At 51.3% G+C, this 24,147-nt stretch carries 23 protein-coding genes; 9 read left to right on the top strand and 14 right to left on the bottom strand.

The annotated features are described in order from the left end of the window. Positions 1-39: 39 nt before the first annotated feature. The 5 genes from F8R23_RS06990 to F8R23_RS06970 all read right to left on the bottom strand — a co-directional run bounded on the left by F8R23_RS06990 (position 40) and on the right by F8R23_RS06970 (position 4,446). Positions 40-606 carry a YtfJ family protein gene (locus F8R23_RS06990; protein WP_112349509.1) on the bottom strand — a complete coding sequence of 189 codons (567 nt, stop codon included), beginning with the start codon at positions 604-606 and terminating at the stop codon, positions 40-42. A 62-nt stretch (positions 607-668) separates the two neighbouring features. After that, complete coding sequence (locus tag F8R23_RS06985) at positions 669-1,511, bottom strand: hypothetical protein (protein WP_129936826.1); 843 nt, start codon at positions 1,509-1,511, stop codon at positions 669-671. Continuing rightward, complete coding sequence (locus tag F8R23_RS06980; protein WP_129936825.1) at positions 1,508-2,845, bottom strand: lipopolysaccharide biosynthesis protein; 1,338 nt, start codon at positions 2,843-2,845, stop codon at positions 1,508-1,510. The genes F8R23_RS06985 and F8R23_RS06980 overlap by 4 nt, the downstream gene beginning before the upstream one ends. Positions 2,846-2,934: 89 nt before the next feature. Continuing rightward, on the bottom strand, positions 2,935-3,690 hold the full coding sequence (locus F8R23_RS06975; RefSeq protein ID WP_112349736.1) for a nucleoside/nucleotide kinase family protein: 756 nt from the start codon (positions 3,688-3,690) through the stop codon (positions 2,935-2,937). Positions 3,691-3,720: 30 nt separating this feature from the next. After that, positions 3,721-4,446: a nucleoside/nucleotide kinase family protein gene (locus tag F8R23_RS06970; protein ID WP_129936824.1), complete on the bottom strand. Its 726-nt coding sequence runs from the start codon at positions 4,444-4,446 to the stop codon at positions 3,721-3,723. 356 nt (positions 4,447-4,802) lie between these two features. Here F8R23_RS06970 and F8R23_RS06965 point away from each other — a divergent pair, with 356 nt between their 5' ends. Continuing rightward, complete coding sequence (locus F8R23_RS06965) at positions 4,803-5,534, top strand: dTMP kinase (RefSeq protein ID WP_151415427.1); 732 nt, start codon at positions 4,803-4,805, stop codon at positions 5,532-5,534. A gap of 119 nt (positions 5,535-5,653) precedes the next feature. Here the strand turns inward: F8R23_RS06965 and spt are convergent, their stop codons facing one another. From spt to F8R23_RS06945, 4 genes are read right to left on the bottom strand one after another with little or no spacing between them, the layout of a single operon-like run. After that, positions 5,654-6,826: a serine palmitoyltransferase gene (gene spt / locus F8R23_RS06960; RefSeq protein WP_129938325.1), complete on the bottom strand. Its 1,173-nt coding sequence runs from the start codon at positions 6,824-6,826 to the stop codon at positions 5,654-5,656. Further along, positions 6,813-7,073, bottom strand: coding sequence for an acyl carrier protein (locus F8R23_RS06955; protein WP_099064773.1), 261 nt, complete (start codon positions 7,071-7,073; stop codon positions 6,813-6,815). Before F8R23_RS06955 ends, spt begins: the two co-directional genes overlap by 14 nt. Before the next feature lie 31 nt (positions 7,074-7,104). Continuing rightward, on the bottom strand, positions 7,105-8,019 hold the full coding sequence (locus tag F8R23_RS06950) for an NAD-dependent epimerase/dehydratase family protein (protein ID WP_129936869.1): 915 nt from the start codon (positions 8,017-8,019) through the stop codon (positions 7,105-7,107). Continuing rightward, positions 8,016-9,755 carry a fatty acyl-AMP ligase gene (locus F8R23_RS06945; RefSeq protein WP_390900938.1) on the bottom strand — a complete coding sequence of 580 codons (1,740 nt, stop codon included), beginning with the start codon at positions 9,753-9,755 and terminating at the stop codon, positions 8,016-8,018. The genes F8R23_RS06950 and F8R23_RS06945 overlap by 4 nt, the downstream gene beginning before the upstream one ends. Before the next feature lie 785 nt (positions 9,756-10,540). Between F8R23_RS06945 and F8R23_RS06940 the strand changes: the two genes are divergently transcribed. The 4 genes from F8R23_RS06940 to F8R23_RS06925 all read left to right on the top strand — a co-directional run bounded on the left by F8R23_RS06940 (position 10,541) and on the right by F8R23_RS06925 (position 14,442). After that, positions 10,541-11,665: an N-acetyltransferase gene (locus F8R23_RS06940; RefSeq protein WP_129936820.1), complete on the top strand. Its 1,125-nt coding sequence runs from the start codon at positions 10,541-10,543 to the stop codon at positions 11,663-11,665. Positions 11,666-11,893: 228 nt separating this feature from the next. Then, positions 11,894-12,253: a diacylglycerol kinase gene (locus tag F8R23_RS06935; RefSeq protein ID WP_129936819.1), complete on the top strand. Its 360-nt coding sequence runs from the start codon at positions 11,894-11,896 to the stop codon at positions 12,251-12,253. Positions 12,254-12,443: 190 nt separating this feature from the next. Continuing rightward, positions 12,444-12,842 (top strand): type II secretion system pilot lipoprotein GspS, encoded by a 399-nt coding sequence (gene gspS, locus F8R23_RS06930; RefSeq protein ID WP_129938323.1) that lies wholly within the window; start codon positions 12,444-12,446, stop codon positions 12,840-12,842. Positions 12,843-12,990: 148 nt separating this feature from the next. Next, entirely contained in the window at positions 12,991-14,442 is a 1,452-nt protein-coding gene (locus F8R23_RS06925) for an EmmdR/YeeO family multidrug/toxin efflux MATE transporter (RefSeq protein ID WP_129938322.1), read from the top strand. Here the strand turns inward: F8R23_RS06925 and F8R23_RS06920 are convergent, their stop codons facing one another. Next, positions 14,443-15,285, bottom strand: a complete 843-nt coding sequence (locus F8R23_RS06920) for an AraC family transcriptional regulator (RefSeq protein WP_129936817.1) — start codon at positions 15,283-15,285, stop codon at positions 14,443-14,445. It lies immediately after the preceding gene. Between the two features lie 200 nt (positions 15,286-15,485). On the opposite strand from F8R23_RS06920, the gene melA reads away from it, so the two are divergent. Both melA and F8R23_RS06910 read left to right on the top strand, forming a co-directional pair. Next, positions 15,486-16,793 (top strand): alpha-glucosidase/alpha-galactosidase, encoded by a 1,308-nt coding sequence (melA, locus tag F8R23_RS06915; RefSeq protein ID WP_112349521.1) that lies wholly within the window; start codon positions 15,486-15,488, stop codon positions 16,791-16,793. An 80-nt stretch (positions 16,794-16,873) separates the two neighbouring features. Beyond that, positions 16,874-18,130, top strand: a complete 1,257-nt coding sequence (locus F8R23_RS06910) for an MFS transporter (protein ID WP_151415425.1) — start codon at positions 16,874-16,876, stop codon at positions 18,128-18,130. Here the strand turns inward: F8R23_RS06910 and F8R23_RS06905 are convergent, their stop codons facing one another. The 3 genes from F8R23_RS06905 to F8R23_RS06895 all read right to left on the bottom strand — a co-directional run bounded on the left by F8R23_RS06905 (position 18,131) and on the right by F8R23_RS06895 (position 22,282). Then, positions 18,131-18,325, bottom strand: a complete 195-nt coding sequence (locus tag F8R23_RS06905) for a hypothetical protein (RefSeq protein WP_112349523.1) — start codon at positions 18,323-18,325, stop codon at positions 18,131-18,133. 311 nt (positions 18,326-18,636) lie between these two features. Beyond that, positions 18,637-21,012 carry a glucose/quinate/shikimate family membrane-bound PQQ-dependent dehydrogenase gene (locus F8R23_RS06900; protein ID WP_129936816.1) on the bottom strand — a complete coding sequence of 792 codons (2,376 nt, stop codon included), beginning with the start codon at positions 21,010-21,012 and terminating at the stop codon, positions 18,637-18,639. Positions 21,013-21,382: 370 nt separating this feature from the next. Continuing rightward, on the bottom strand, positions 21,383-22,282 hold the full coding sequence (locus tag F8R23_RS06895; RefSeq protein ID WP_129936815.1) for a LysR family transcriptional regulator: 900 nt from the start codon (positions 22,280-22,282) through the stop codon (positions 21,383-21,385). A gap of 171 nt (positions 22,283-22,453) precedes the next feature. On the opposite strand from F8R23_RS06895, the gene F8R23_RS06890 reads away from it, so the two are divergent. Next, positions 22,454-23,236: a carboxymuconolactone decarboxylase family protein gene (locus F8R23_RS06890; protein ID WP_151415424.1), complete on the top strand. Its 783-nt coding sequence runs from the start codon at positions 22,454-22,456 to the stop codon at positions 23,234-23,236. An 85-nt stretch (positions 23,237-23,321) separates the two neighbouring features. Beyond that, positions 23,322-23,717, top strand: coding sequence for a (R)-mandelonitrile lyase (locus tag F8R23_RS06885; protein ID WP_085117480.1), 396 nt, complete (start codon positions 23,322-23,324; stop codon positions 23,715-23,717). Positions 23,718-23,744: 27 nt separating this feature from the next. Here the strand turns inward: F8R23_RS06885 and F8R23_RS06880 are convergent, their stop codons facing one another. After that, the gene (locus F8R23_RS06880; RefSeq protein ID WP_129936813.1) at positions 23,745-24,113 is read right to left on the bottom strand and encodes a glyoxalase superfamily protein; all 369 of its coding nucleotides are present in this window, start codon (positions 24,111-24,113) and stop codon (positions 23,745-23,747) included. Positions 24,114-24,147: the final 34 nt, after the last annotated feature.

The following is a 24,147-nucleotide window of genomic DNA, read 5'->3' as shown; positions in this document are numbered from 1 at the left end:
TGTTTGCTGAGAAAAGGCCCTCTTCCAGCACGTTTTTCTTCATGATTTATCATTGGCAATCAGCTTTCGCAGCAGGGCGATCACCTGATTAACCTCATCCGGGGTCAGAGCTCCATCTTTTGCCCATTGGACGCGTCCTGCTTTATCCAGTACCACAATTGTTGAACTTTCTTCTGGCAGCTTCCAGGCGTTATGGACCAGCCCATTACTATCGACAATGAATTGTGCCCAGGGATAATGCCTTTTGTTTTTCTCAATTTTACTGCGCACGAAGAAGCCCGAGCCCGGAATCGCATCGTCAGTATTGACGATAGTGGTAGGCTGAAAACGGTCGTTCGGAAAATTCGCTTCCTTGACGGCGGTAATCAGCATCGAGTTTTTCTTCTTGGCAGAGGTGCGGCCAGCGATGCACTGAATGACGCGAACTTTTCCTGTCAGTTCTGAACTACCCCATTTCTTATAGCGAAAATTGTCATTTTCAAGCAGTAACTCTCCACGATCGGCTATGACTACCGGTGCGACAGGTTCACCCTGAACAAAATTATGCGCTGATGTTACCAATGGGAACAGCAGCAGCGAAATTGTCAGTAATCTACGTAACGTCATGAAAATAACCATAATGTATAAAAATCGTGGCTACGGAGGAGAGCGGTAATCTCCCCTTGCGGCTAAAGTTGCATAGGATATCGCTCGAGAAGTAACTCCAGACGTTGGCGAATATCGACATCCAGCATCGTTGGCTCATCATAGGATTTCCCCCCGGCCAGCTTATCCGCCACCATCACATCATGCCGATCTCCCATTAACCCATTAATAGCGGCCAAAAATCTGGAAATCTGACGGGCTTCCCGGTTGCTGGGATCTATAGATCTCAGCGTGTCGTAAAATGAGACTTGTTGGCTAATAATTTTCCGCACATCGTGGAACTGCTTTCCAGTGAGCTGTGGATCAGCAATTAGCCTCTGAAGTTCGCGCATTTGCTCCTGGCGATATGCAATAAAATTGCTCTCGGTTTCTAAGTGAATATGACGCAAAGCGTAATTCACCAGCGACCAAATCGGCTTGCTGAGGAGGATTCGGAGAATATTACCGTAGAGTTTAAGGTTTTCTTTATTGCCGTTGCGAAAAGCATCCTGAAAATGCCCAAGAACTACGGTTGTTAAGTGAAAAAGGTGATTGGAATTATGCTTTTTGCTGTAAAGGCGCTGAGCAAAGCGTAAATGCTTATAACGCGCACGAATATACTTATAGCGCATACGCGTTGCCGCAGATAATTCTACATCTTCAATAAAATCATTAACTAAGCGTGATAGCTCCTGTCGGGTGAAACCGTCCTGCCAAAACTGCAGACACAAGGCATAATTATCCTGAATGCTCTCATAGGAACATTGCAAGTCAATATGTTGAGGTAAATGGATATCTGCCTCAACGATGTCATCTGTCTCTACCGCAGTAAATAGTAATTGGATCGTTTCTGTTGAGAATTTTTTCCTGTTGCTGCTATTAGTCATTGATTACTCTCTCTGGATACATTGAATCCCAGTAAATAGCGATTACGGTAAGCACTTATAGTCGGAATTAGCGTCAACAAAACGTCTAGACATTGGCCTGCCAAATAAGCGAATGCCGCGCCTTGCACACCAAAGACATGAGACATGACGATTAAGAGCCCAATGTATGAGACTGCGGCGATGGTTTGCACTATCAAGAAAGCCCGTTGTTTGCCTGCCATAAACAATAGGGACTCCTGAGGAAAGCCCAGCATGGACACAATAATGGCACCCAGCATGATTTGTATTAAATCATAGGCTTGCAAGTACTGGTAACCGAAAACAACTGAAATTAATGGCTTACCAACGACGATCACCAGAAGTGCCACGGCGAGGCCAATCCCCCCGGCTAACAATGCCGATCGGAGGCCCAGTAGCCAGGGTTTTGTCGTGCGAGGATCCAGGCGCATGATCTCAGGATAGAAGCTCTTTTCCAGCAACTTGGCCGGGGTACCTGTGGCATCAAAGAAGGTCATCGCAATTTTGAACAACCCAGCCGCCGCCGGACCCAAAACGACGCCAACTAAAACGGTACTGCACGAGTTACGCGTAGCCCAAATCGTATGTGCAAAATTGGTTGTCCATACGAAATTCCAGGCGCCCTCTATGCGGCGTGCGGTCTTAAATAGCCGTGGTTTCAGCGCGTTATGAATATTCCTGCGGCGTAATTCACGCGCGGCAAACCACCAAAACAGGGTTCCTCCGATTAAGTTGGAGGCATACCATGTGATGATAAAACCCGGGAATCCCAAGTCAAAATAATAAGACAGGACACTTCCGATCGCCTGCAAAAAGGGTTTTATAGCCTGCTGAACTGCAATCAAATCGAAGCGGTCAAACGCCCGTAAGATCCCCGTAGGGGTTGACGACGTCATGGACGGGATTAATGTGCAGTAAAGAATGGCGAGCCAAAAACTTTCCTCATCCAAGCCTAAGGCGTGAGAGAGGAAGGGGAGTAATAACATACCGCCAAGCACGGCAATCGTTCCGCTCGCGATATCCAGACCGAATGAAAATGAAATGACGTCACGAAAGCGTTGAATGTTTTGGCGTTCTAATGCAGGAGTGCCAAATTGAACAACGAATTGCCATGTCTGAAACTTGATAAAATCACTGATCGCTTTTGTATAAGCCTGAATGATTACAAGTACACCAAACATTTCGGGCGACATGCCTTTACCGGCACAAGAAAGCGCAAGTAACCCAAGCAATGCACTAGCCACACTGCCGGAGCCTAAATAGGCGGCGTTACGTAAGATGGAGCGAAAAGCACCATCGGAAAACCAATGCTTCATAGTAAAACCAGCCATACTAACCACATGTACCCACACTGACTTGGGAATGAGTAATATTGTTGGGATCCCGGCATATAAGAGTGATTTCGCTAGCCGAGAGTGGAATGGGTACGCGATGGAAGCATTGAAACTGAAGTTATCGCATTCAGTGCTTTTTCCAGTACTTCATCGTAGGGGGCTTTGGCATCCAACTCGATAATTCTGGAGCCATTATACTGTAGCCGAACCATGGCTGAAATTTTGTCCTTCAGTTCTTCATAACTGTGGTCGGGCTTACGTGAAAAGGCGGTATCGACATCAATATCAAGACGAATGATAAGTTCGGGGCGGCATAAAGCCATCCGCTGATACAGTCGTCGTTCACGAGCCGCTAAACGAGTCATTAGCCAACCCTTTGCGCGTTCCACACCAATGCCTGGTCCGTCATAGTAAAAACCGGAAATTTCTGCCTGTGGAAAACGATCGCTGATCACCAATACACCACTCTGTGCCAGACGCTGTACTTTGCGTAAATTGGCCGCGCGCCACAATGAAAAACCGTACATAATCAATGCCGCCCAGAGTGCCGGTGGTTTATTGCTCATGCGCTGAGTCTTGTCAGATTTGGCGGCCAGGCGTCGTTCAAGCCATACGCCAATGAAAGGCAGGCGCTTAATTTTATCGCCGTCCTCCCCGGAGATAAGCCCTAAATAACGACGCTGGGTTGTCCGGTATTTTTGCAGATTTTTGACCAAATCGGCGGTAAGCGTGGACTTTCCAGTGCCGTCACTGCCTACCACCGCAATAAGGCCGGTAATGCATGCAGATGAGGGATCGTTTTGTGTATTTGATTTATTTTTTTGCATTTTTTTCAGCATGAAAAGGTCATCAAAAGACTAAACCTCTGACGTCGTCAGTGAGGTTCGAATTGCACGCAATGACTCATCGAGAATTTTACTCGCCGGCTCGCGCCCATCTAAATCCAGTATCTTTGCGCCATTAAACGTAAGGTGAGGGATGACGGCAATCTTTTCACGCAGAGCCGAAAGCTTATGATCGGGTTTACGTGAGTACGCGGTTTTTTCATCAATATCGAGACGAATCAATAAAAAAGGTGGATAAGACGCCATCCACTGATACAGCTTTTGCTCATGTTTTCTCAACCTTTGTACCCAACGATTACCGCCAACCGTTTTTGCAAGTTGCGGACCATCGAAACGAAAACCGGCCACTTCCGCTTGTGGGTAACGATCCGTCACCAGCAATTGCCCCTTGCGACTTTTCGCCAACATTCTGCGAAACTTATAAACTCGCCAATATGACAATAAAAAGATCACCAGCGCCGTTACATTACCAGGAGGAGTTGAAGGGTGCTCATGAACACGCTCAGACTTTGCCAGTAAATAACGACCAAAGGGTACACCAATAATGGGCAAACCGCTGATCCATTCCCCTATACGTCCCGAAGACTGGCCGAGATAAAGTAATTCCGTCGGCTCTTGCGCTGATAGATGATTGACCAAACTGGCAGCCAAAGTCGATTTTCCTGAACCATCACAACCCGTTATTGCTATTACGCGCACAGGGGGATGATTAGCAATGGATATTGTCTGTTGACTCACAGTAATGGGTCCAATACAAAGAAACCATTGTATTGTAATCAGTCTTGGGTTCAAGGTATTTATTGTGCTCTATCTCGATAATTATCAAATTTATTTTTGCCAGTAATTACATTTCACCATGGCGGTCTTGTTTTTTTGTGCTAATTGTTACCGAGATTTACCCTATGGCTCTTATTGCTAATGAGATATCAAAGTGACGGGGTCAGGAACGAGTGTTTCATTATTTTCTTAATATTTTGTGTGCAATCTCATTGGATTAAGGATGCTTATTTGTTGCCTGGTTGTTCACGGCTTTAAGCGACTTTTTCCTTGCGAAATGGTACATTTTATCAGGTGTCTTAAAAGCGAGTCTTATTATGAATTCAAAATTACCGCCGCTGATTGCGGTTATTGGCAGTGATGGCTCTGGTAAGTCTACTGTCTGTGAATCTCTTATTGTTCATGTAAAAAAATACGGTCCGGCAGTAAGGGTTCATCTGGGCAAGCAGGCAGGAAATGTCGGACGTGCTGTTTCACAATTCCCACTAATGGGGAATTTTTTTGGCAAGGCCATTGAACGTAATACAAAAAAAGTCAAATCCACCAAGGCCAGGCTTGATTTATTGCCGGCACTGGTCATCATCACTTTCGTTTTACGTCGACTGATACGTTTTCGTCGAATGTTGGCTTTTCGTCGGCAAGGGCTCATCGTATTAGCCGACCGTTTCCCACAGGTGCAAATCCCTGGCGGTTATGATGGCACCGTATTTCCCGTAAATGCAAAAGGCAGCCGCTTTGTCAAATGGTTGGCGGGACGTGAACGCGCAGCTTTCCAATGGATGGCCGATCATAAACCGGACTTGGTCATAAAGTTAAATGTTGATATTGATGTCGCTTGTGCGCGTAAGCCTGATCATCAGAAAGAATCATTGGAAAAAAAGGTTGCCTTGACACCGCTACTCACTTTTGAAGGCGCGGAAATTGCAAATATTGACGCTAATAAGTCGCTTGATGAAGTGCTATCTGACGCTGAAAAAGCCATTGATGAATTTATGGAAGCGCATGGATATCGCTATGCTGTCGAAAATGATTCAGTCGTAACCTACTAACTATCACCGGCCTTTCTGCCAGACAATTAAGAAAGGCCGGTATAATCTGTAATACCAAGAGAAGGGCATCGCCTCTTTGAATATTAACCATGACTCTATCATGGTCAATATAAAGGCAATTACTTTTTCAGTGCTGCAAAAGCCTGAATGATCGTATCAATCTGTTCTTCACTGTGTGCAGCATTAACGCTGCAACGCAGAAGCGTCATTCCTGCCGGCGCTGCCGGTGGTAATACCAGATTGACATAAACACCCTTTGCGATCAGGTCGCGCCAGAAACGCAGGCCATCTTCTTTCGAACCAATCATGACCGGAACGACCGGGCTGATGCGCGGGCCCAGCTCGTAGCCCAGCTTGGCAAGACCCTGATAAAGCCGATGCGCGTTGCTCCAGAGTTTTTCCCGCAGTTCAGGATGCTGTGCGATCATTTTCAACGATGAGCGCACCGAAGCGATACTTGATGGTGAAGGTGAGGCGGTAAAAATATAGGGACGACTGCTGTAGCGCAGCACCTCCATTGCCTTGCTGCCGACGGCAAAGCCACCGATAGAGGCCAGGCTTTTACTGAATGTGCCCAGAACAATATCAACATCTTGCTCAACACCCAGCGCTTCCGCAAGACCGCGTCCGTTAGCCCCCATCACGCCAAATGAGTGAGCTTCGTCTACCAACAGATAACCACCAAGACGCCGTTTGATGTCGACGATGTCGACGAGCGGAGCAACGTCACCCAGCATGCTGTAAATGCCTTCAACGATTATGATTGCCTCTCGAGCACGCTCGCCGAGGCGTACCATACGGCGCTCCAGATCTTTCGCATCATTGTGGCGGAAACGAATGATTTCAGCGCCGCCCAAGGCACAGGCATCATAAATACTCGCGTGGCTGTCTGCGTCTATCAGCACCACTGAGCCGGGGCCCGCTAGCGTGCTGATTACCCCGAGGTTTGCGGTATACCCCGTGGGAAATACAATGGCGGTAGGGCGGTCAAAGAAAGCAGTCAGTTCTTGCTCTAACATTAAGTGAGCACTGTAGCTGCCATTAGCCATGCGCGAACCCGTTGTACCAGTGCCCTGGGCGGCTAATGCAGCCTGCCCATCGGCAATCGCTTGCGCATCGAAAGTCAGGCCAAGGTAGTTATTTGTCCCTGCCAGGACAATTTTCTGGTTACCAATCCGTCCTTCGGTCGCGGAGTAAATCTCATCAATGCAGGTGCCAAATGGATTTAGACCAGAAGACTGGAATTGCCCACGATCGTTGGCAAGCCGTGAAAATTTATCATACAGGCCCATTCGTTGCCTCCAGGCGAGGGAGTAGTGCGTTCAGCAACTGCTCTGGCGTTCTGACATCAAGTAATATATTGATAGGAATAGAAATATCCAATTCATCTTCTAACATCATCAGCAGATCCAAGACCCTGATGGACTCCAGGCCAAGATCATTGACGAGATCACTATCAGGTTTGATTTCTAATCCGCCTTCGACGAGACCTTGTAAACAAGTAAGAATATAATCCATTACAGCGTCGCGATTTAGCATAAGAACTTTGGCAAACCTCTAATTAAGATAATTAAAATAGACCTTCACGCAGCGCGCGCTCCAAACTGACCTTGGGAAACCAATTAATACTTTCGGATAAGCGATGATTGCTCGCAGACCAGTCCGGATAGGTTAATTCACGTATTTTGTTGTGCGTCAGCATGGGTTCTTTCTTTGCCAAACGGCTCAACAAAATGCTGATGTCTGCCATGATATTCAGCAGAGGCAGCGGGATCCCCAGTAGCCGCACGGGGCCATTGCGCACCGCGGCACCTATTTCCCGTAAGCGCCGCCAGCTATAACCACCGGCTATCCCATCGCATAATTCATAAGTCTGCGCCTGAGGACGTTCGGCTAATAACCATTGACTCACTGCTTCAGCTAAATCGCTTACATGCAGGAAAGTCAGCTTGGCTTCCGGCGAACCCAGCCGGGGGAGTACGCCGCGCAGCAGCCAGCTAAATATCGGTTTAAGCTCTTTATCACCGGGCCCGTAAACTGCGGTCGGACGAAAAATGCCCAGTGAAATGCCCGTGGCCATGGTCATTAACCGTTGTTCGGCAATATGTTTTGAATTCGCGTACCAAGACAGCTCAGGATGGCGGGCAGCAAGGGAAGAGATAAACAAAAAACGCTTACAACTGCCACTTTGTCTCGCCGCCTGCATCAGGTGCAGGCTGCCGCTAACGTTGCAATGGGTAAAGGTTTCTTCGGTCTGCCCGCGGACCTGTCCCGCACAGTGAACCACGAATTCCGCGTCACGAACCAACTCGCTGAGAGAGTCCCGATCTTCCAGTGCCCCCTGGATCCAGGTCAGGTTATCGGTTGAAGTTTTACCGGTACGCCGGGTTAGGGCCCTCACGGTAAAACCCTGCGAAAGCAGGTTCTGCACGACGTGTTGGCCAATAAAACCCGTGGCGCCAGTGATGGCAACGGTGCCGATCATTGCGCAAAACCTGCCAACTGATGCATCGGCGGACAGATTGATGCGCTTAGCCAACGCTTCTTGGCTTCGGCGCGGGCCGGTTTCCCCGAAGATGTACGAGGAATGCTATGGGGTGGCAGCAGTTCAATATCCACCGCAATGCCGAATTCGCTTTGTATGCGTGCGCTCAGCGTATGGACGATTTGCTCCCGCCGCTCTTCAGCACTGACCCGGCACTGGATTTGCAGAATAATTCTGGCGCCGTCAGCGTGCTCTTCCGTGACGAAGGCAATGGCATCACCTGAGCGGATTTCAGGCTCGGATTCCGCGACATATTCAATATCTTGAGGCCAAATATTCCGGCCCCGAATAATGATCAGATCCTTCTTGCGGCCGGTGACGTAAAGATACCCATCCAGCAAATACCCCAGGTCACCGGTATCCATCCAACCCGTCGCCTGAATTTTTTGCTGCGATGCATCATCACGAAAATATCCATTCATCAGGCTGGGGCCGGAGATAAAAATACGGCCGACCTGCCGCTCTGGCTGGGGGAGCCCGGTTTCACTTCTAATTTCGATATGATGGGCAGGAAGCGCCTTGCCGCAATTGACAAACGTTGATGTGGCACGCGTTTTTTTGCCAGGTGCTACCGCTTTACCCTCGTATTCCAAAATATCGCGGTCGACTGCGTTGATTGGTGCGCCAGAGGCTTCGTCATAAAAACTTACCGCAAGGGTATTCTCGGCCAAACCATAGCAGGGCATGAGTGCCTTGCTGTCAAAGTTGAGGTGGCTGAAGTGCTCACCAAACTGATTGAGTAACTCTGCCGGAATAGGCTCCGCCCCCACGCCAGCAACCCGCCAACTGGAAAGATCCAACCCGGCCAGCTCTTTGTTGTGGCTGTAACGTAAGCACAAATCGTAACCAAACGGAGGAGCGACGGACACCGTACCGCGATTTTTGGCAATCAGTTTTAACCATTGCATTGGGCGCATTGCAAAATCTTGCGTGCGCAGATAGTCAACCGACAACTGGGTTGCCACAGGGGTGAGCAGGAAACCGACTAACCCCATATCGTGATAGAAGGGCAACCAGGAGACGCAGCGATCGCCTGCACGTAATTTGATGCCGTCATGACTGATAGCACGCAGGTTAGCCATAACGGCACGTTGGGTAATTATGACTCCGCGCGGAAAGCGAGTGCTACCCGATGTATATTGGAGATAGGCAATGTCGTCGGATAACGGCGCTTGCAGTTCAATATCCCGCTCAGGCAATGCGTTAAAATCTGCGTTGCTAAGAATATGTGCCGGTGGTGTATCCAGAGCCGCCGAGCTAATCAACGGCACCCATTCTTCACCGCTGATAATGGCTGCAGGTTTACAGCTATTGATCAGACCCTGAAGCTTGATGGTATAGGACTCACGCTGCCCGACCCCCATAGGAATGGCCAGGGGCACGGCAACCAGGCCGGCATATTGGCAGGCAAAGAACGCCTCGACGAAACCCGTGCTGGTTTCCGCGATAAGCGCAACGCGATCGCCTTTGTTGAGATTCAGTGATAACAGACGTCGCGCACCGGCTGCCGCTCGCTGTTTCAGCGTACGATATCCCAGTACGGCCACGAGCTGATTACGACGATCGTAAAAATTCATTCCTGTACTGCCCTGCGCTGCATAATCTAAAGCCTCCACCAACGTGGGGAAATCTGCATAACGCATGGGAAGAGAATGAGTTGAGCTTGTTTCAGACATATACAAATTAGCCATAGATTAAAATCACCAAAAAGACAAAAGACTATTGGCGTGAGAGTTAGCGTTTTACAATGAAAATGCTTTGAATATATCTGTTATTCAATCATTTTCTTTCATTCTACAAATAGTGCATGCGATGGTTAATAACCACTATGTCTACTCTGAACTAAAGGTGAGAGATTGGTTGTCGATATTTTCATGTCTATTTCACGTGAGGATCATGCCCAGCGAACTGTGGATGTACGGGCTGTTATTATTGGTTCTGGATATCTCGGCCCTTTGGTTTGTGTCTATCACCAAATGCCTGTCGTTGACACATGTTCGGAAGGAAATAATCGTCGATTTATATGATTTGACCTTGCGCATGGTTATCTCCGTACTTAAACATAGTCTAAACAGTATCCGGAAGACGTCAAAAAGTGAAAGCTTCATTTAGTCGGAAGGATAGAAAGAGCATTTAATGGTAAAATATGACAATGCTTCCCCAGACTAGAATTAGTAAACTAAAAACGGTAAGTTTTTTCTCGTCAGAAATAGCACTAAATAATAAAAGGAGTGGTTTCCTTAGCGATTTCACGTCTCTGTCAGGTAGCTCTTTGGATAAAGAACAGCAACAGCCAGGGTAAACTCTGACCGGGTAACATCTTTTTTGACTTTAGAAATTAATTAAATTTTCTTATCTCTTATAGGAATAAGATATCGTCAATAATGGATCCCCGGTCAGAAAATATCACTGGCATAATAGTGATTTAATTTGATTATGTTATTAAATTTTAAGGTTATTTATGATTCGCATTGAGCCTGTCCTGGATAAGCGTGATCTTAAGGCATTTATCGCTTTTCCCTCCTCACTCTATCGCAACGATCCTAGCTGGATTACTCCCTTGTATGTAGAGCGTGAAGAGCACCTTTCCAAGAAGAACCCTGGCACTGAACATATAGAATGGCAGGCATGGGTAGCCAAAAAAGAGGGGAAGGTCGTCGGGCGAATAACCGCTCAAATTGATTCCTTACACCGCGAACGCTATGGCGAAGATACCGGCCATTTTGGCATGATCGATGCTATCGATGATCCGGAGGTTTTTAGAGCGTTATTTACCGCAGCGGAAGATTGGTTGAAGTCAAAAGGTGCATTAAAAATCACCGGGCCATTCAGCCTTAATATCAATCAGGAAAGCGGCTTATTGATTGAAGGTTTTGATACTCCGCCGTCAGCCCTGATGACACACGCCAAACCTTACTATGCCACCAATTTAGAGCGCCAGGGATATACGCAAGGCATTGATTTGTTGGCTTATTGGATGAAACGAACTGACCTGAATTTCTCGCCTTCATTAACCAAAATGATGGCGCAGGTAGGTAAAAAGGTGACCCTTCGCCGCCTCAATCGCAAACGATTTAACGAGGAAATGCAGGTACTTCGCGAAATTTTTAACTCGGGTTGGCAAGATAACTGGGGCTTTGTCCCCTTTACCGAGCATGAGTTCGCCACCATGGGGGACCAGTTGAAGTTTCTGGTCCCTGACGACATGATTTATATTGCTGAAGTAGATTCAGTCCCTTGTGCCTTCATTGTGGGGTTGCCCAATATCAATGAGGCTATAGCCGATCTGAACGGGCGTTTATTGCCCTTTGGCTGGGCGAAGCTGTTATGGCGTCTGAAAGTGAGTGGCGTACGTACTGCCAGAGTCCCTCTGATGGGGGTTCGCCAAGAGTATCAATTTAGCCGGATAGGGCCAATTATCGCGTTGTTACTTATTGAGGCGTTACGTGACCCTTTTGCGAAGCGCAATATCGATGCATTAGAGATGTCATGGATCCTGGAGTCTAATAGCGGTATGCGTACGATCCTGGAGCGAATTGGGGCAGTTCCATACAAGCGTTATCGTTTATACGAAAAACAACTCTAACTTGTCTGTTAGAGGGCACCTTAAGGAGCCCTCTAGATGATGCAATACGTGCTGTGGTCAGAGGACACCCATGGCCGAAATTCTTTTTTTGTCGTTTGTGTTTCAACGTTGCCGGATTAATCCTGTTACCAGGGTGATTGTTTTATTTTATTAATCATTCCAACAATAACTACCGGTGCGTTATTTATTTGTTTTATAAATCACCCTGACTTTTATAAGAGTAAATGCATGTCATTTGAAAAGAAAAAAGGAATAAGACGCTTAACCAGTAGCATAAAAAACTCATTGGACGGCTTTGTTGATGCCGTTATCACAGAGGATGCTTTTCGTCAGTTACTCATTATTAACTTAATTTTACTGATAGTTACATTTCTTATAGATATTACAAAAATGGAAAGGCTGTTATTGATTTCAAGTTGCTTCCTTTTACTGGTTGTTGAGTTGCTTAACACTGCGATTGAGAGCGTCGTCGATCGCATTTCTCTGGATATACATCCCTTATCGAAGCGAGCCAAGGATTTAGGCGGTGCGGCACAGTTGGTCACGGTTATTATGGCAATAGCCCTTTGGCTGGTCGTGTTATTTTGATAACCAATCGCGCCGTACGCTGATATTCCCTGCGCAACATGCAAGAATTTGAAAGACCGTACCAACAACGAAAAGTGTTCTTTGCCGTTGATTTGAATTGCTATCCAAGATGCCCGTTATCCGTTGGCTTGCAGTATTTCATCGCTCGCCTAAGCTGATGTTAACCATCTTTTATTTAAGGGTAATCGCTATGCTTAGGGTGTTACGTACTTCAGTTTTGGGCGCTGCGGCTTTGGTCTTTCTCGTGGGTTGCCAGCAAACGGCGCATAAGCCACCGCCGGCACTGCAAGCGCAGCTGGATCAGCTTTCTACCATGTTGGCGGGCAGCCATTTCCTGCGGCAAAACTGTGGCCGTGCGGATATTCCAGATGATGTCAAACTGCAGCGCACCGCGATGCGCGTGGCGGAGCATCGCGGCTGGGATACTCAGGCGGCGGGCTATCAGCAGTTGCCGGCACTGGCTCAGGCTCGTTACCTGGCCGTGTTGGAGGATCGTCAGTTGCTGACGGACAAATGTGCCGTGATGAACAATCGCACCGCAAACTTTATTGTCGCAGCGAAGTCCGATCAGGAAGACTACATGGAGTAGTTTATGCCAGGCTGAGGTGGGCGCGGCATACGGCGCCGCCCCAGCCATTTTCCTAATCCACAGCGCATTGGCAAAAAATTCTTTGCAGGATAAGCATCTGTCACTCATTATTTGAAATGTTGTTTCACTTTTATCCCATGAGCCGATCTTGAACTTATATGCTGCCCTGCGTCAGCGTGTGGAAAACACGCCATGGTACCCCAAACGCAAAAGCTACCGCGTCCTGTTTTGGCGTGAGATCACACCGCTGGCGGTGCCGATCTTTATGGAGAACGCCTGCGTCCTGCTGATGGGGGTGCTGAGTACTTTTCTGGTGAGCTGGATTGGCAAGGAGGCGATGGCCGGAGTGGGGCTGGCAGACAGCTTCAACATGGTGATTATCTCTTTCTTTGCGGCGGTGGATCTGGGCACCACGGTGGTGGTGGCGTTCAGCCTCGGCAAGCGGGATCGCAAAAGAGCCCGTTCGGCCGCCCGTCAGTCGCTGGTGTTGATGACGCTGGTGGCTCTGGTGCTGGCAGTGGGCATCCATTTGGCGGGCGAGCAGATCATTAATGTGATTGCCGGTGCCGCCACGCCGGAGGTGAAGGCGCTGGCGCTTTCTTACCTGCAAACCACTGTCTGGAGCTACCCGGCGGCAGCTATTGCACTGATTGGCAGTGGGGCGCTGCGTGGTGCCGGGAATACCAAAATCCCGCTGTTGATCAACGGCGGCATGAATATCCTGAATATCATCATCAGCAGCATCCTGATTTACGGCATGTTGGGCTGGCATGGGCTGGGCTTTGTCGGGGCTGGACTGGGGCTGACCATTTCCCGCTATATCGGTGCGATAGCGATTATTTATGTGCTGATGATCGGCTTTAACCCGGCGTTGCACATCACGCTGAAAAGTTACTTTAGCCCGTTAAAACTGACGATCCTGTGGGAAGTGCTGGGGATCGGTATCCCTGCCAGCATCGAGTCGGTGTTGTTCAACGGCGGTAAGTTGTTGACGCAAATGTTTGTCGCCGGAATGGGCACCAACGTTATCGCCGGCAATTTTATCGCTTTCTCTATTGCCTCTTTGATTAACCTGCCGGGCAACGCCTTGGGATCGGCGTCGACCATTATTGTCGGCAAACGTCTGGGGAAAGGGCAAATAGCCCAGGCGGAAAGGCAGTTGCGCCATATCTTCTGGCTGGCGACCATTGGCCTGACGGCGATCGCCTGGGGTACCGCACCGCTGGCTGGGGTGTTCGCCTCATTTTATAGCCAGCAAGATGACGTGAAGGAAGTGGTAAAGGTGCTGGTCTGGCTCAACGCCGCCTTTATGCCCATTTGGGCTGCCTCATGGGTGCTGCCCGCCGGTTTGAAAGGGGCGCGTGACGCCCGATTCGCCATGTGGGTGTCGATGCTGGGTATGTGGGGCTGCCGCGTGGTGGCCGGCTATACGCTGGGTATCCTGTTGGGCATGGGCGTGGTCGGCGTCTGGCTGGGTATGTTTATGGATTGGGCAGTACGCGGTGCGTTGTTCTACTGGCGAATGGTCAGCGGGCGCTGGCTGTGGAAGTACCCGCGGATAAAATCGAAAGTCGCTGAGGAAAAGGACCTGATGAAGTGATCATTCCGCGTCCACCGGCGTTAGCGGGCAGTTCTCCTGCCGCCATTTGGCCGGTGATACACCGTGGACCTGCTTGAAGGCTTTGGAAAAGTGCAGCTGGTTTTCATAACCGACCGAAATTCCTACCACTTTGATCGCCGTCTGGCTGTTGCGTAACAGACTGGTGGCGAGCGTCATGCGGAAGTTTAGCAAATATTCCTTTGGCCCAATACCGTATGCTCCTTTGAACAAGCGGCACAGATAACTGCGGTTGATATTGCAGTAGGCGGCCAGACGCTCAATGGTCAGCTGTTCGTGGTAGCGGTTTTCAATCAGTTTGACCGCTTTGTGCAGATGCTGCGCCTTGTCACTGGAGTGTTCGTCGCTGCCCTGTAATCTATGGTCGATCAGCGCCGAAAAAAACAGGTAGCTCAGGCCGAGCGTTTTCAGGCGGTGTTCATCGTCATGAGTGACCAGTCGCCGCAGGTAGCGCAGGGCCTGGGGAGTCTCATCCGAGGTGCGGGCGCGATAAATCGGGAACTGGCGACTCAGGTGGCACTCTTCGAAAAGCTTGCCGGCCATCAGCCCGTCGACTTCCAGCCACATGTAATGCCAGGGATCTTTTTTATCGGCGCAATAGGTAGTCACGTCGTGTGGGTGGATCAAAAAGCCTTCTCCGGCCACCACCGGAAATGCACCGTATTCGCTGTGCAGCACTCCGGTACCGCTTATCACATAATGAAATAAATAGTGCTGGCGTACGGCGGGGCCAAAGCTATGCCCTTTGTCACAGTTCTCCTCACCATATTGGTACAGGTTCAGTTCAATATTGTCGGTGCGACTTAGGGTAAAACTCTTGTGCATCAGTTATTGTCCTGGTTTTATTACCCACTGTAGCAGTGTAGCTGCCGTATAAGGATTGGGCTGCCACCAAATCCAGACCTGGCTCACAGTTTTTGCGCTGCGTCATTTTTCGCCATAATGAGGTCACATTCATCCATATCTCGCTTCGGCATTGCAGGGTAATTTCAGCCTATCGAAAACCAGTGCAGCGGAGAAATACGATGATTAAAGTAACTTTTATGGGCGCGGGCAGCACCATCTTCGCCAAGAACGTCCTCGGTGATATCATGGCGACCCCGGCATTGAAAGAAGTGGATATCGCGCTGTACGACATAGACAGCGCCCGTCTCAACGAATCTTTCGCCATGCTGAGCAATATCAACCGCAATATTAACGCCGGCAGGGCGAAAATCACCCCTTATCTCGGGGTGGAAAATCGCCGCACGGCATTGAAAAATGCCAATTATGTGGTGAATGCCATCCAGGTCGGCGGTTACGATCCTTGCACCATCACCGATTTCACCATTGCCAAAAAGTACGGCCTGCAGCAGACCATTGCCGATACCCTGGGGATAGGCGGGATCTTCCGCGCACTGCGCACCCTGCCGGTGATGTTTGATTTCGCCCGGGATATTGAAGCGGTATGCCCGGATGCCTGGTTGCTGAACTACACCAACCCGATGGCCGCCTTAACCGGCGGTATGCTGCGTCATACCGGCGTGAAAACCGTGGGGCTGTGTCACAGCGTTCAGGTCTGCGCAGAGACGCTGCTGAAAAGCGTGGATATGCCCACAGATGACGTGCAGTTCCATATCGCGGGCATCAACCATATGGCCTGGCTGCTGGATGTTCGCCGTCATGGCGAGGATCTGTACCCGGAAATCAAGCGCCGCGCCAACGCGCTGCAGGGCAAGCATGATGATATGGTGCGCCATGAAATCATGAAAACCTTTGGCTATTACGTCACTGAGTCTTCCGAGCATAATGCTGAGTACATGCCTTACTGGATTAAGCGTAATTATCCGGAATTGATTGAGCGCTTCAATATTCCACTGGATGAGTATCCGCGCCGCTGCATTGAACAGATCGACCAATGGCAACAGCGCAAGCTGGCGCTGACGAATGACGCCAATCTGACGCATACCCGCACGCATGAGTATGCGTCCTATATTATCGAGGCGATGGAAACCGATCGCCCGTACAAGATTGGCGGCAATGTGCTCAACACCGGTTTAATTACCAACCTCCCTGCCGAGGCCTGTGTTGAAGTGCCTTGCCTGGTGGATGGACAGGGGATCTCGCCATGCTATGTCGGGCATTTACCGGAGCAACTGGCGGCGCTCAACCGCACCAATATCAATACCCAACTGCTGACGATCGAAGCAGCGGTAACCCATAAACGTGAGGCCATATACCACGCGGCGCTGTTGGATCCGCATACGTCTGCCGAGCTTTCGATTGATGATATTCGCAAGCTTTGCGATGAACTGATTGAGGCTCACGGTAACTGGCTTCCCGCCTACCGTTGATCGCTGAACTGACTGTATTACCTCCTCAAAACGCACAAGGCGCGGGGCTTCCTGCGCCGTCATAAATGGGATGGTGAGCCATGTTTTATTTAAGAAACAAGAACTTTTGGATCTTCGGTGCCTTCTGTTTTTTCTATTTCTTTATCATGGGCGCGGTGCTGCCGTTCTTTCCGATTTGGTTGCATGACGTCAATCAGCTCGATCAGCAGCAAACCGGCCTGGTATTCGCCAGCATGGCGCTGTTTGCCCTGGTGTTCCAGCCGATTTTTGGTTTTGTCACCGATAAGTTTGGCCTGAAGAAACACCTGCTGTGGATGATCATTTTCCTGCTGCTGTTTCTGGCGCCGCTGTTTATTTATGTGTTCTCGCCGCTGCTGAAAACCAACTTTGTGCTCGGGGCGTTGCTGTGCGGCATTTATCTGGGACTGGTGTGCAGCGGGGGTTCGCCGGCCATTGAAGCTTATATCGAGAAGGTGAGCCGCCGCAGCCAATTTGAGTATGGCCGGGCCCGCCTGTTTGGCTGTATTGGCTGGGCGATTTGCGCCTCGATCGTCGGTTATATGTTTACGATTAACAACCAGTTCGCTTTTTGGCTGGCGTCGAGCTTTGCGCTAGTGCTGGCCGGTCTGCTGTATATGTTTAAACCGGAGCAAAATAACACGCTGGCGGTGGCGGACGGATTAGCGCTGAACCATAAACCCGTCAAGTTGAAAGCGGCGCTGAGCCTGCTGAAAATGCGCAAATTTTGGTGCCTGGTGATGTATATCGTTGGGGTAGCCTGCGTGTACGACGTGTTCGATCAGCAGTTTGCCAACTTCTTCACTTCGTTTTTCAGCGACCGACATGCGGGGACTCAGGCGTTTGGCTATGTGACCACGCTGGGTGAGTTTCTTAACGCTTTTATCATGTTCTTTGCGCCGTTGATCATCAACCGTATTGGCGGCAAGAACGCGCTGCTGATTGCCGGGGTGATTATGTCGGTGCGGATTATCGGTTCTTCGCAGGCAGATTCGGTGACCGCGGTAATTTTCCTCAAGACCCTGCATATGTTTGAAGTGCCGTTCCTGCTGGTGGGCATTTTCAAATACATTACCACCCAGTTTAACGTTAACCTCTCGGCATCAATCTACCTGTGGGGCTTCTGCTTCTTCAAGCAGCTATCGGCCATCGGCATGTCCTATGCAGCGGGCCTGATGTACGTCAACTACGGCTTCAAAACCTCGTATCTGATCCTCGGCTGCATTGCCTTGCTGTTTACCCTGATCTCGGCCTTCGCGCTGAGCGGCAAGGTTGCGGTGGTAAAACAGGAAGCCGTGCTGCCGGTGGCGGCGAATTAATCAATACAATAACGTCATGAGGCCGAAGAACAGCAGGGTCAGGGCAATGATAAACCCGGTTTGCAGCGTTTTGCGGACCAGGCGGCTCTGGCCCCAGCGGGTAGTGCTCAGGCGGTTATCGATAGCGAACAGCGCCGGTACCATCAGCAGCAGATAAATCAGCATCAACATGGCGGTCAGGGGTTGTTGGCTCATATGAGATCCTCCGCGCCGGTGTGGATAGCTGGGGTGGTTGGGGTTGTTTGCCTGCTGCGCTGTTTGGTCATGTGCCTCCGAATAGGGCCGCCCGAAGGCGGCCACCAGTTTACTGCCTGTGATATAGAGATGATTGTCGGCCACTGCCGGGGCCTACGCAGGTATAATATTGCGAATGATAATCATTATCAATATGTAGGGTGAAATTTATTATGCGGGTGGTGAGATCTGACAGGAAAGGGTCTGGCGGGTATTTTGTGGTGACAGAGCACGCCGGGTGGCGTGCTCTGTGATAGGACTATCCTCGACGATTATTTCTCATCTGGCAAGGCGTAAGCGACAATATAGTCGCCCAGCTTGGTGCCGAATGAGCCATGACCGCCAGCGGAAATTACCACGTACTGCTTGCCGTTGACCTCATAGGTCATTGGTGTCGCCTGGCCACCGGCCGGCAACCGCGCTTCCCACAGTTTTTCACCGTTGGTCACGCTGAAGGCACGCAGATAGTTGTCCGCCGTTGCGCCAATGAAGAACACATTCCCGGCGGTAGAGACCGGTCCGCCCAACATCGGCATACCCATTTTGAACGGTAATGGCAGCGGAGAGCTGTCGCGAACGGTACCGATGCGTTTTTTCCACACGATGTCGTTGGTTTTCAGATCCACCGCGGAAATATAACCCCAAGCCGGCTGCTTACACGGCAGGCCAAGCGGTGACAGGAACGGGTTCAGGGTCACGCCGAATGGCACACCGTACTGTGGTTGCACACCGGCTTCGGTACCGCTGCCGCCTTTATCGCCGACCGGAGGTTCGATAGGGTTGCCCGGACCGCGTGGGATCAGTTTTGACACAAACGGCAGCGCGATAGGGTTGGCGATGGCCACCTGACGGTCAGTATCGACAGACAGGCCGCCCCATTCGAACATACCGAGGTTACCTGGGAATACCAACGTACCTTGTTCGGAAGGCGGGGTGAAGGTGCCTTCATAACGCAGGCTGTGGAACATCACCCGGCAAACCAGTTGGTCATAAATGGTGGCACCCCACATATCCGCGCCGGTCAGTTTTTTCTCCGGGCGGAAAGTCAGCTCAGAGAAAGGCTGAGTCGGTGACAGGCGGTCGCCCTTGGCCGGGCCCTGCGGAACCGGTTTTTCAGGCGCAGGTACCACCAGTTCGCCGTTGGTGCGGTTCAGTACGAAGATGTTACCGGTCTTGGTCGGCACATAAATCACCGGCACCTTGTTGCCGCTCTTGTCGGTAATGTCCGCCAGCGTTGGCTGGGCCGGTACGTCCATATCCCACAGATCATGGTGCACCGTTTGATAGAACCACACCAGCTTACCGGTAGACGCGTTCAGCGCCAGCAGGCCGCTGGCGTAGCGCTCCATGTTCGGCGTGCGATCGCCACCCCAGATATCCGGCGTGGTGACGCCCATTGGCAGGTAAACGATATCCAGCTTGGCATCGTAGGCGGAAGGCGCCCAGGAGTTTGGCGAGTTCGGCGTGAAGTGATGCTCATCCGCCGGGATGGCGTTGGGTTCATCTGCACCCGGATCAAACGCCCACAGCAGTTTGCCACTGTTAACGTCAAAACCGCGGATCACGCCCGAAGGTTCGCGATTGGAGTAGTTGTCGGTCACCGCACCGGCAATGACAATCACCTTGTCGGTGATCACTGGCGGTGAGGTCGGCTCATAATGGCCCGGGGTGGCATACGGCATATTGCTTTGCAGGTTGAGCTCACCGTTATTGGCGAAGTCGGCGCAAGGCTTGCCGGTCTCTGCATCCAGCGCAAACAGGCGGCCGTCATTCACCGGCAGAATAATACGGCGTGCGCACTGTGCCGGAGAGGTGTCGGTGGCGGTACCCGTGGCGGCAGGAGTCTCATGATAAGAGACGCCACGGCAGGTGATGTGCTGGAAGGTCGGGTTGAACTTCAACTGAGGATCAAACGTCCACTTCTGTTTACCGGTGGCCGCATCCAGCGCGAACAGCTTCTGGTGTGGGGTGCACAGATAGAGCGTGTCGCGGATTTTAATCGGGGTCACTTCGTTGGTGATTTCCCCCGGATCGTTGGCGGTTTTCAGATCTCCGGTCTGGAAGGTCCAGGCTTCTTTGAGCTGGCCGACGTTTTTGTCATTGATCTGGCTCAGGGGGGAATAGCGCGTGCCTTCCTGCGTACGGCCATAGGCCGGCCAGTCAGCGTCCGACGCCTGAGGGGTAACCTTCGCCTGTGCCGGTTCAAGGGTACCGTTGATCTCTTGTGGATCGTTAAACACCGCATAGGCCAGTGCCACCACGGTGACCACCAGTGCCAGGCTCAGTGCGCTGTAGGCCAACTTGCCATGGGCGTTAAGCTTGCGATAGATAAAGGGCAACACCAGCCACAGGCCGAAGAAGAAGGTGACATCCAGTCGCGGCGTCAGCGCCCAGAAGTCCGGACCGACTTCCCACAGCGCCCACACCGTGGTACCGAGTAAAAACACCGCGTACAGCAGCAGCGCGGTCGCACGGCGGCGAACCAGCAGCCAGGCCGTCACTAACAGCACCAGGCCGGCAATGATGTAATACAGTGAACCGCCGAGCTTGGCCAGCCAGATGCCGCCTCCCAGCAGATAGAGTCCGCTCAACGCGGCAAACAGCGCCGTGATGATGATGAGCGGCGACAATGATGCTTTATTTTGCATAGTATTATCCTTACCAAAATGAAAAGTCCCCGATTTAGAGATTAAGCCATATCCAAAAAAACACGCGGTTTCTCCCTAAAAATCCATCCCGTGTGTTCGGCAAATCCTCTCCATCGCCAGGGTTAAAAGGCCGTGGCTGCTAAAAGTGGCGAGGTTGGTTTTGGGCTATTGAATAATCTCTGTCATTGGGGGGAAAGCAAAAAAGGACTGAGTCAGGCCTGGCTTTCTGCGCCGTCGTTGACATGATCGCCAACGGGCGAGACAGCTCCGGCTGAAGCGCGGGCAGGTTACTCTAATTGTTATTATTTTATTACGTAGCTTGTGCTGTTTTTTCGATTATTTGTTGGTTTTATGAATATAACCTAATCGTTCAGGTGGGCCGCGGGTAACGCAGTGCCTCAATAAACAGCGCAAAGGCGGTGGTGTGCTGCCTGCGGTTGGGATAATAGAGGTAATAGCCGGGGAAGTGCGGGCACCATTCGTCGAGCACCTGCACTAAACGGCCGTCGGTCAACTCCAGGGTGACGGCATCTTCCGGGACAAAGGCGATGCCAAAGCCCAGCAGCGCCGCGTCAATGCGTTGGCGCAGACTGTTAAAGGTTAGCTGCCCCTCGACACGCACCTTGATCTCGCGACCGTCTTTTTCAAACTCCCAGGCGTAGAGTCCCCCCATGGTGGGTAAGCGCATATTGATGCAGCGATGGTTTTGCAATTCCTGCGGGGTGTCCGGCGTGTCGTTTTGCTCAAAATAAGCGGGGGAGGCGACGGGCACTATGCGCATGTCCGGTGCGATGCGTACCGCAATCATGTCCTTGGCAACCTGCTCACCCAGGCGAATTCCGGCATCAAAACGGCCTGCGACAATGTCGGTCAGGGTATTATCCACCGTGATTTCGACATTGATATCCGGGTAGTCCGCCAGAAATGACTTCAACACCGGCCACAGCACCGAATCGACGGCATGTTCGCCGGCGGTGATGCGGATATTACCCGCCGGTCGCTCTCGCATTTCACTTAAGGCATCCAGCTCATTTTCAATTTCCGCAAAGCGCGGACCGATGCTGTTCAACAGTCTTTCACCGGCCTCGGTAGGCGCCACGCTGCGGGTGGTGCGGGTTAATAAACGCAGTTCCAGCCGCTCTTCCAGCCCTCTGATGGCATGGCTCAGGGCCGATTGGGAAACGCCAAGTTTTGCCGCCGCCCTGGTGAAGCTGCGTTCGCGGGCTACCATCAGAAACGAAATTAAATCATTAAAGTTTTCTTTTAACATCCCGGCCTCGCCGTGTGGGCTGAATTAATGGCGATATTCTAGTCGCTTGCCGCGGCCATAGACAATTAATGAATTCAGCTCATAGCTCCTTGCGCATTTTGCTATCTAGTCGTGATGCGGGCGTGACGCTATCTTTTGTCTAACGTGTCATTTTTATCGGGAAATAGATGAATGAAATACTGCGCAGCAACGGCCCTTTCTTTGTCGATGGCGATATCTGGCAGCGCCGGGGCAGAAACCCCAGACTCGGAAGAGCGGGTTAAAAGCGTCTCACCGGCATTGGCGAAATTTCAACGCGACACCTTACAGGGCGATCTTTGGCAGCGTCCGGCGCTTTCGCCGCGCGATCGTAGCGTGATCACCGTCGCCGCAGTCATCGCCCGCAACCAAACTGCGCTGATGACTAAGCAATTTAACCTGGCATTGGACAACGGCGTAACCGCCGCCGAGCTGTCGGAGATCATCACTCATCTGGCTTTCTATACCGGTTGGGGCAACGCCATGGCGGCGGTGGCGGCAGCGCGAGAGGTCTATCAACAGCGTGGCATCAGCGCTGCCGAATTGCCTGTGGCGGACCCTCAACGGTTGCCGCTGGACGCGGTGGCGGAAGGGTTACGGGTCAGTGCAGTGGAAAATGTGGTCGGCAGTGAGCAATTCCCCGGGCTGGTGGCCTATACCACCGACGTGCTGTTTCACGACCTTTGGCTACGGCCGGCACTGGTACCCCGCGATCGCAGTTTGGTCACGGTGAGTGCGCTGGTGGCTAACGGGCAGGTGGCGCAAATCACCTTCCATCTCAACAAGGCGATGGACAACGGCCTGACCCAGCAACAGGCGGGCGAGGTGATGGCTCATTTGGCGTTCTATGTCGGTTGGCCCAACGCCATGTCCGCCGTTCCGGTCGCCAAAGAGGTGTTTGCCAAGCGTTCCTCTGTCTCCTCAGTCACCCGTTAGGAGTTATCCGGTGAAATTACTCGCAGCCTCTACAATTATTCTGTCCATGTTAGCCCCGGCCGCTTTGGCCGAAACGGAGAAACAAGTGAAAATTCAACGCAGCGGTTCCCAGCCTTCCCGTCCGGGCCCAGAAGACTATTTTACCGGTAAGGTGCGAATTGATGCGCCTTTTGCCGGCAGTGAACCGGCGCGCGTGGGCGGTGCTACCGTGACCTTTGAGCCCGGTGCTCGTACTGCCTGGCATACCCATCCGCTTGGCCAGACGTTGATCGTCACCCAGGGACGCGGTTGGATCCAGGTGTGGGGCGATGAGATCCAGGAAATGAACCAGGGCGATATTGTCTGGATCCCGGAAGATGTCAAACACTGGCACGGTGCGACGCCGGACACCGCCATGACTCACATCGCTATCGCCGAGTCACTGAACGGTAGCCCGGTGGACTGGATGGAGCAGGTCAGCGACGCGCAGTACCAAAAGTAGTGCCTGCGTGGTTAACGCCTTAGAGCGTCAGGCGTGGTCAATTTGCTGGCAAAAACGCAGCCGATTACCGAAGGGATCGGCAATGATCAGCTCTTTTCCCCAGTCGACAGTTTCAACCCCCGGCCTGGCGTAGCGATACTGCTTGGCCGATAGCTCGGTGTGCAGTGCGTCGATATCCAGCGTGGGAATGAATACCGTAGAGCCCGGCGTGCTGTCGCCGTGGTGCTCGCTGAGGTGCAAGGTCAGGCCTGAGCGAGTGACCTGCGCGTACAGCGGCAAATCCTCGCTGAAGCGGTGCTCCCAATCCAGCGTGAAACCGAGAAAATCCAGATAAAACTCCTTGGCCTTTTCAACTGAGAAGATGCGAAGAATGGGGATAGCGGCGGAGAATTCCATTGTGACCTCATTTAAGCGACTGTCGGAAGAGCCA

The organism is Serratia proteamaculans, from assembly GCF_008830365.1.
GTDB classification, from domain to species: Bacteria; Pseudomonadota; Gammaproteobacteria; order Enterobacterales; family Enterobacteriaceae; genus Serratia; species Serratia proteamaculans.
This window is presented reverse-complemented; position numbering and strand designations above follow the sequence as displayed.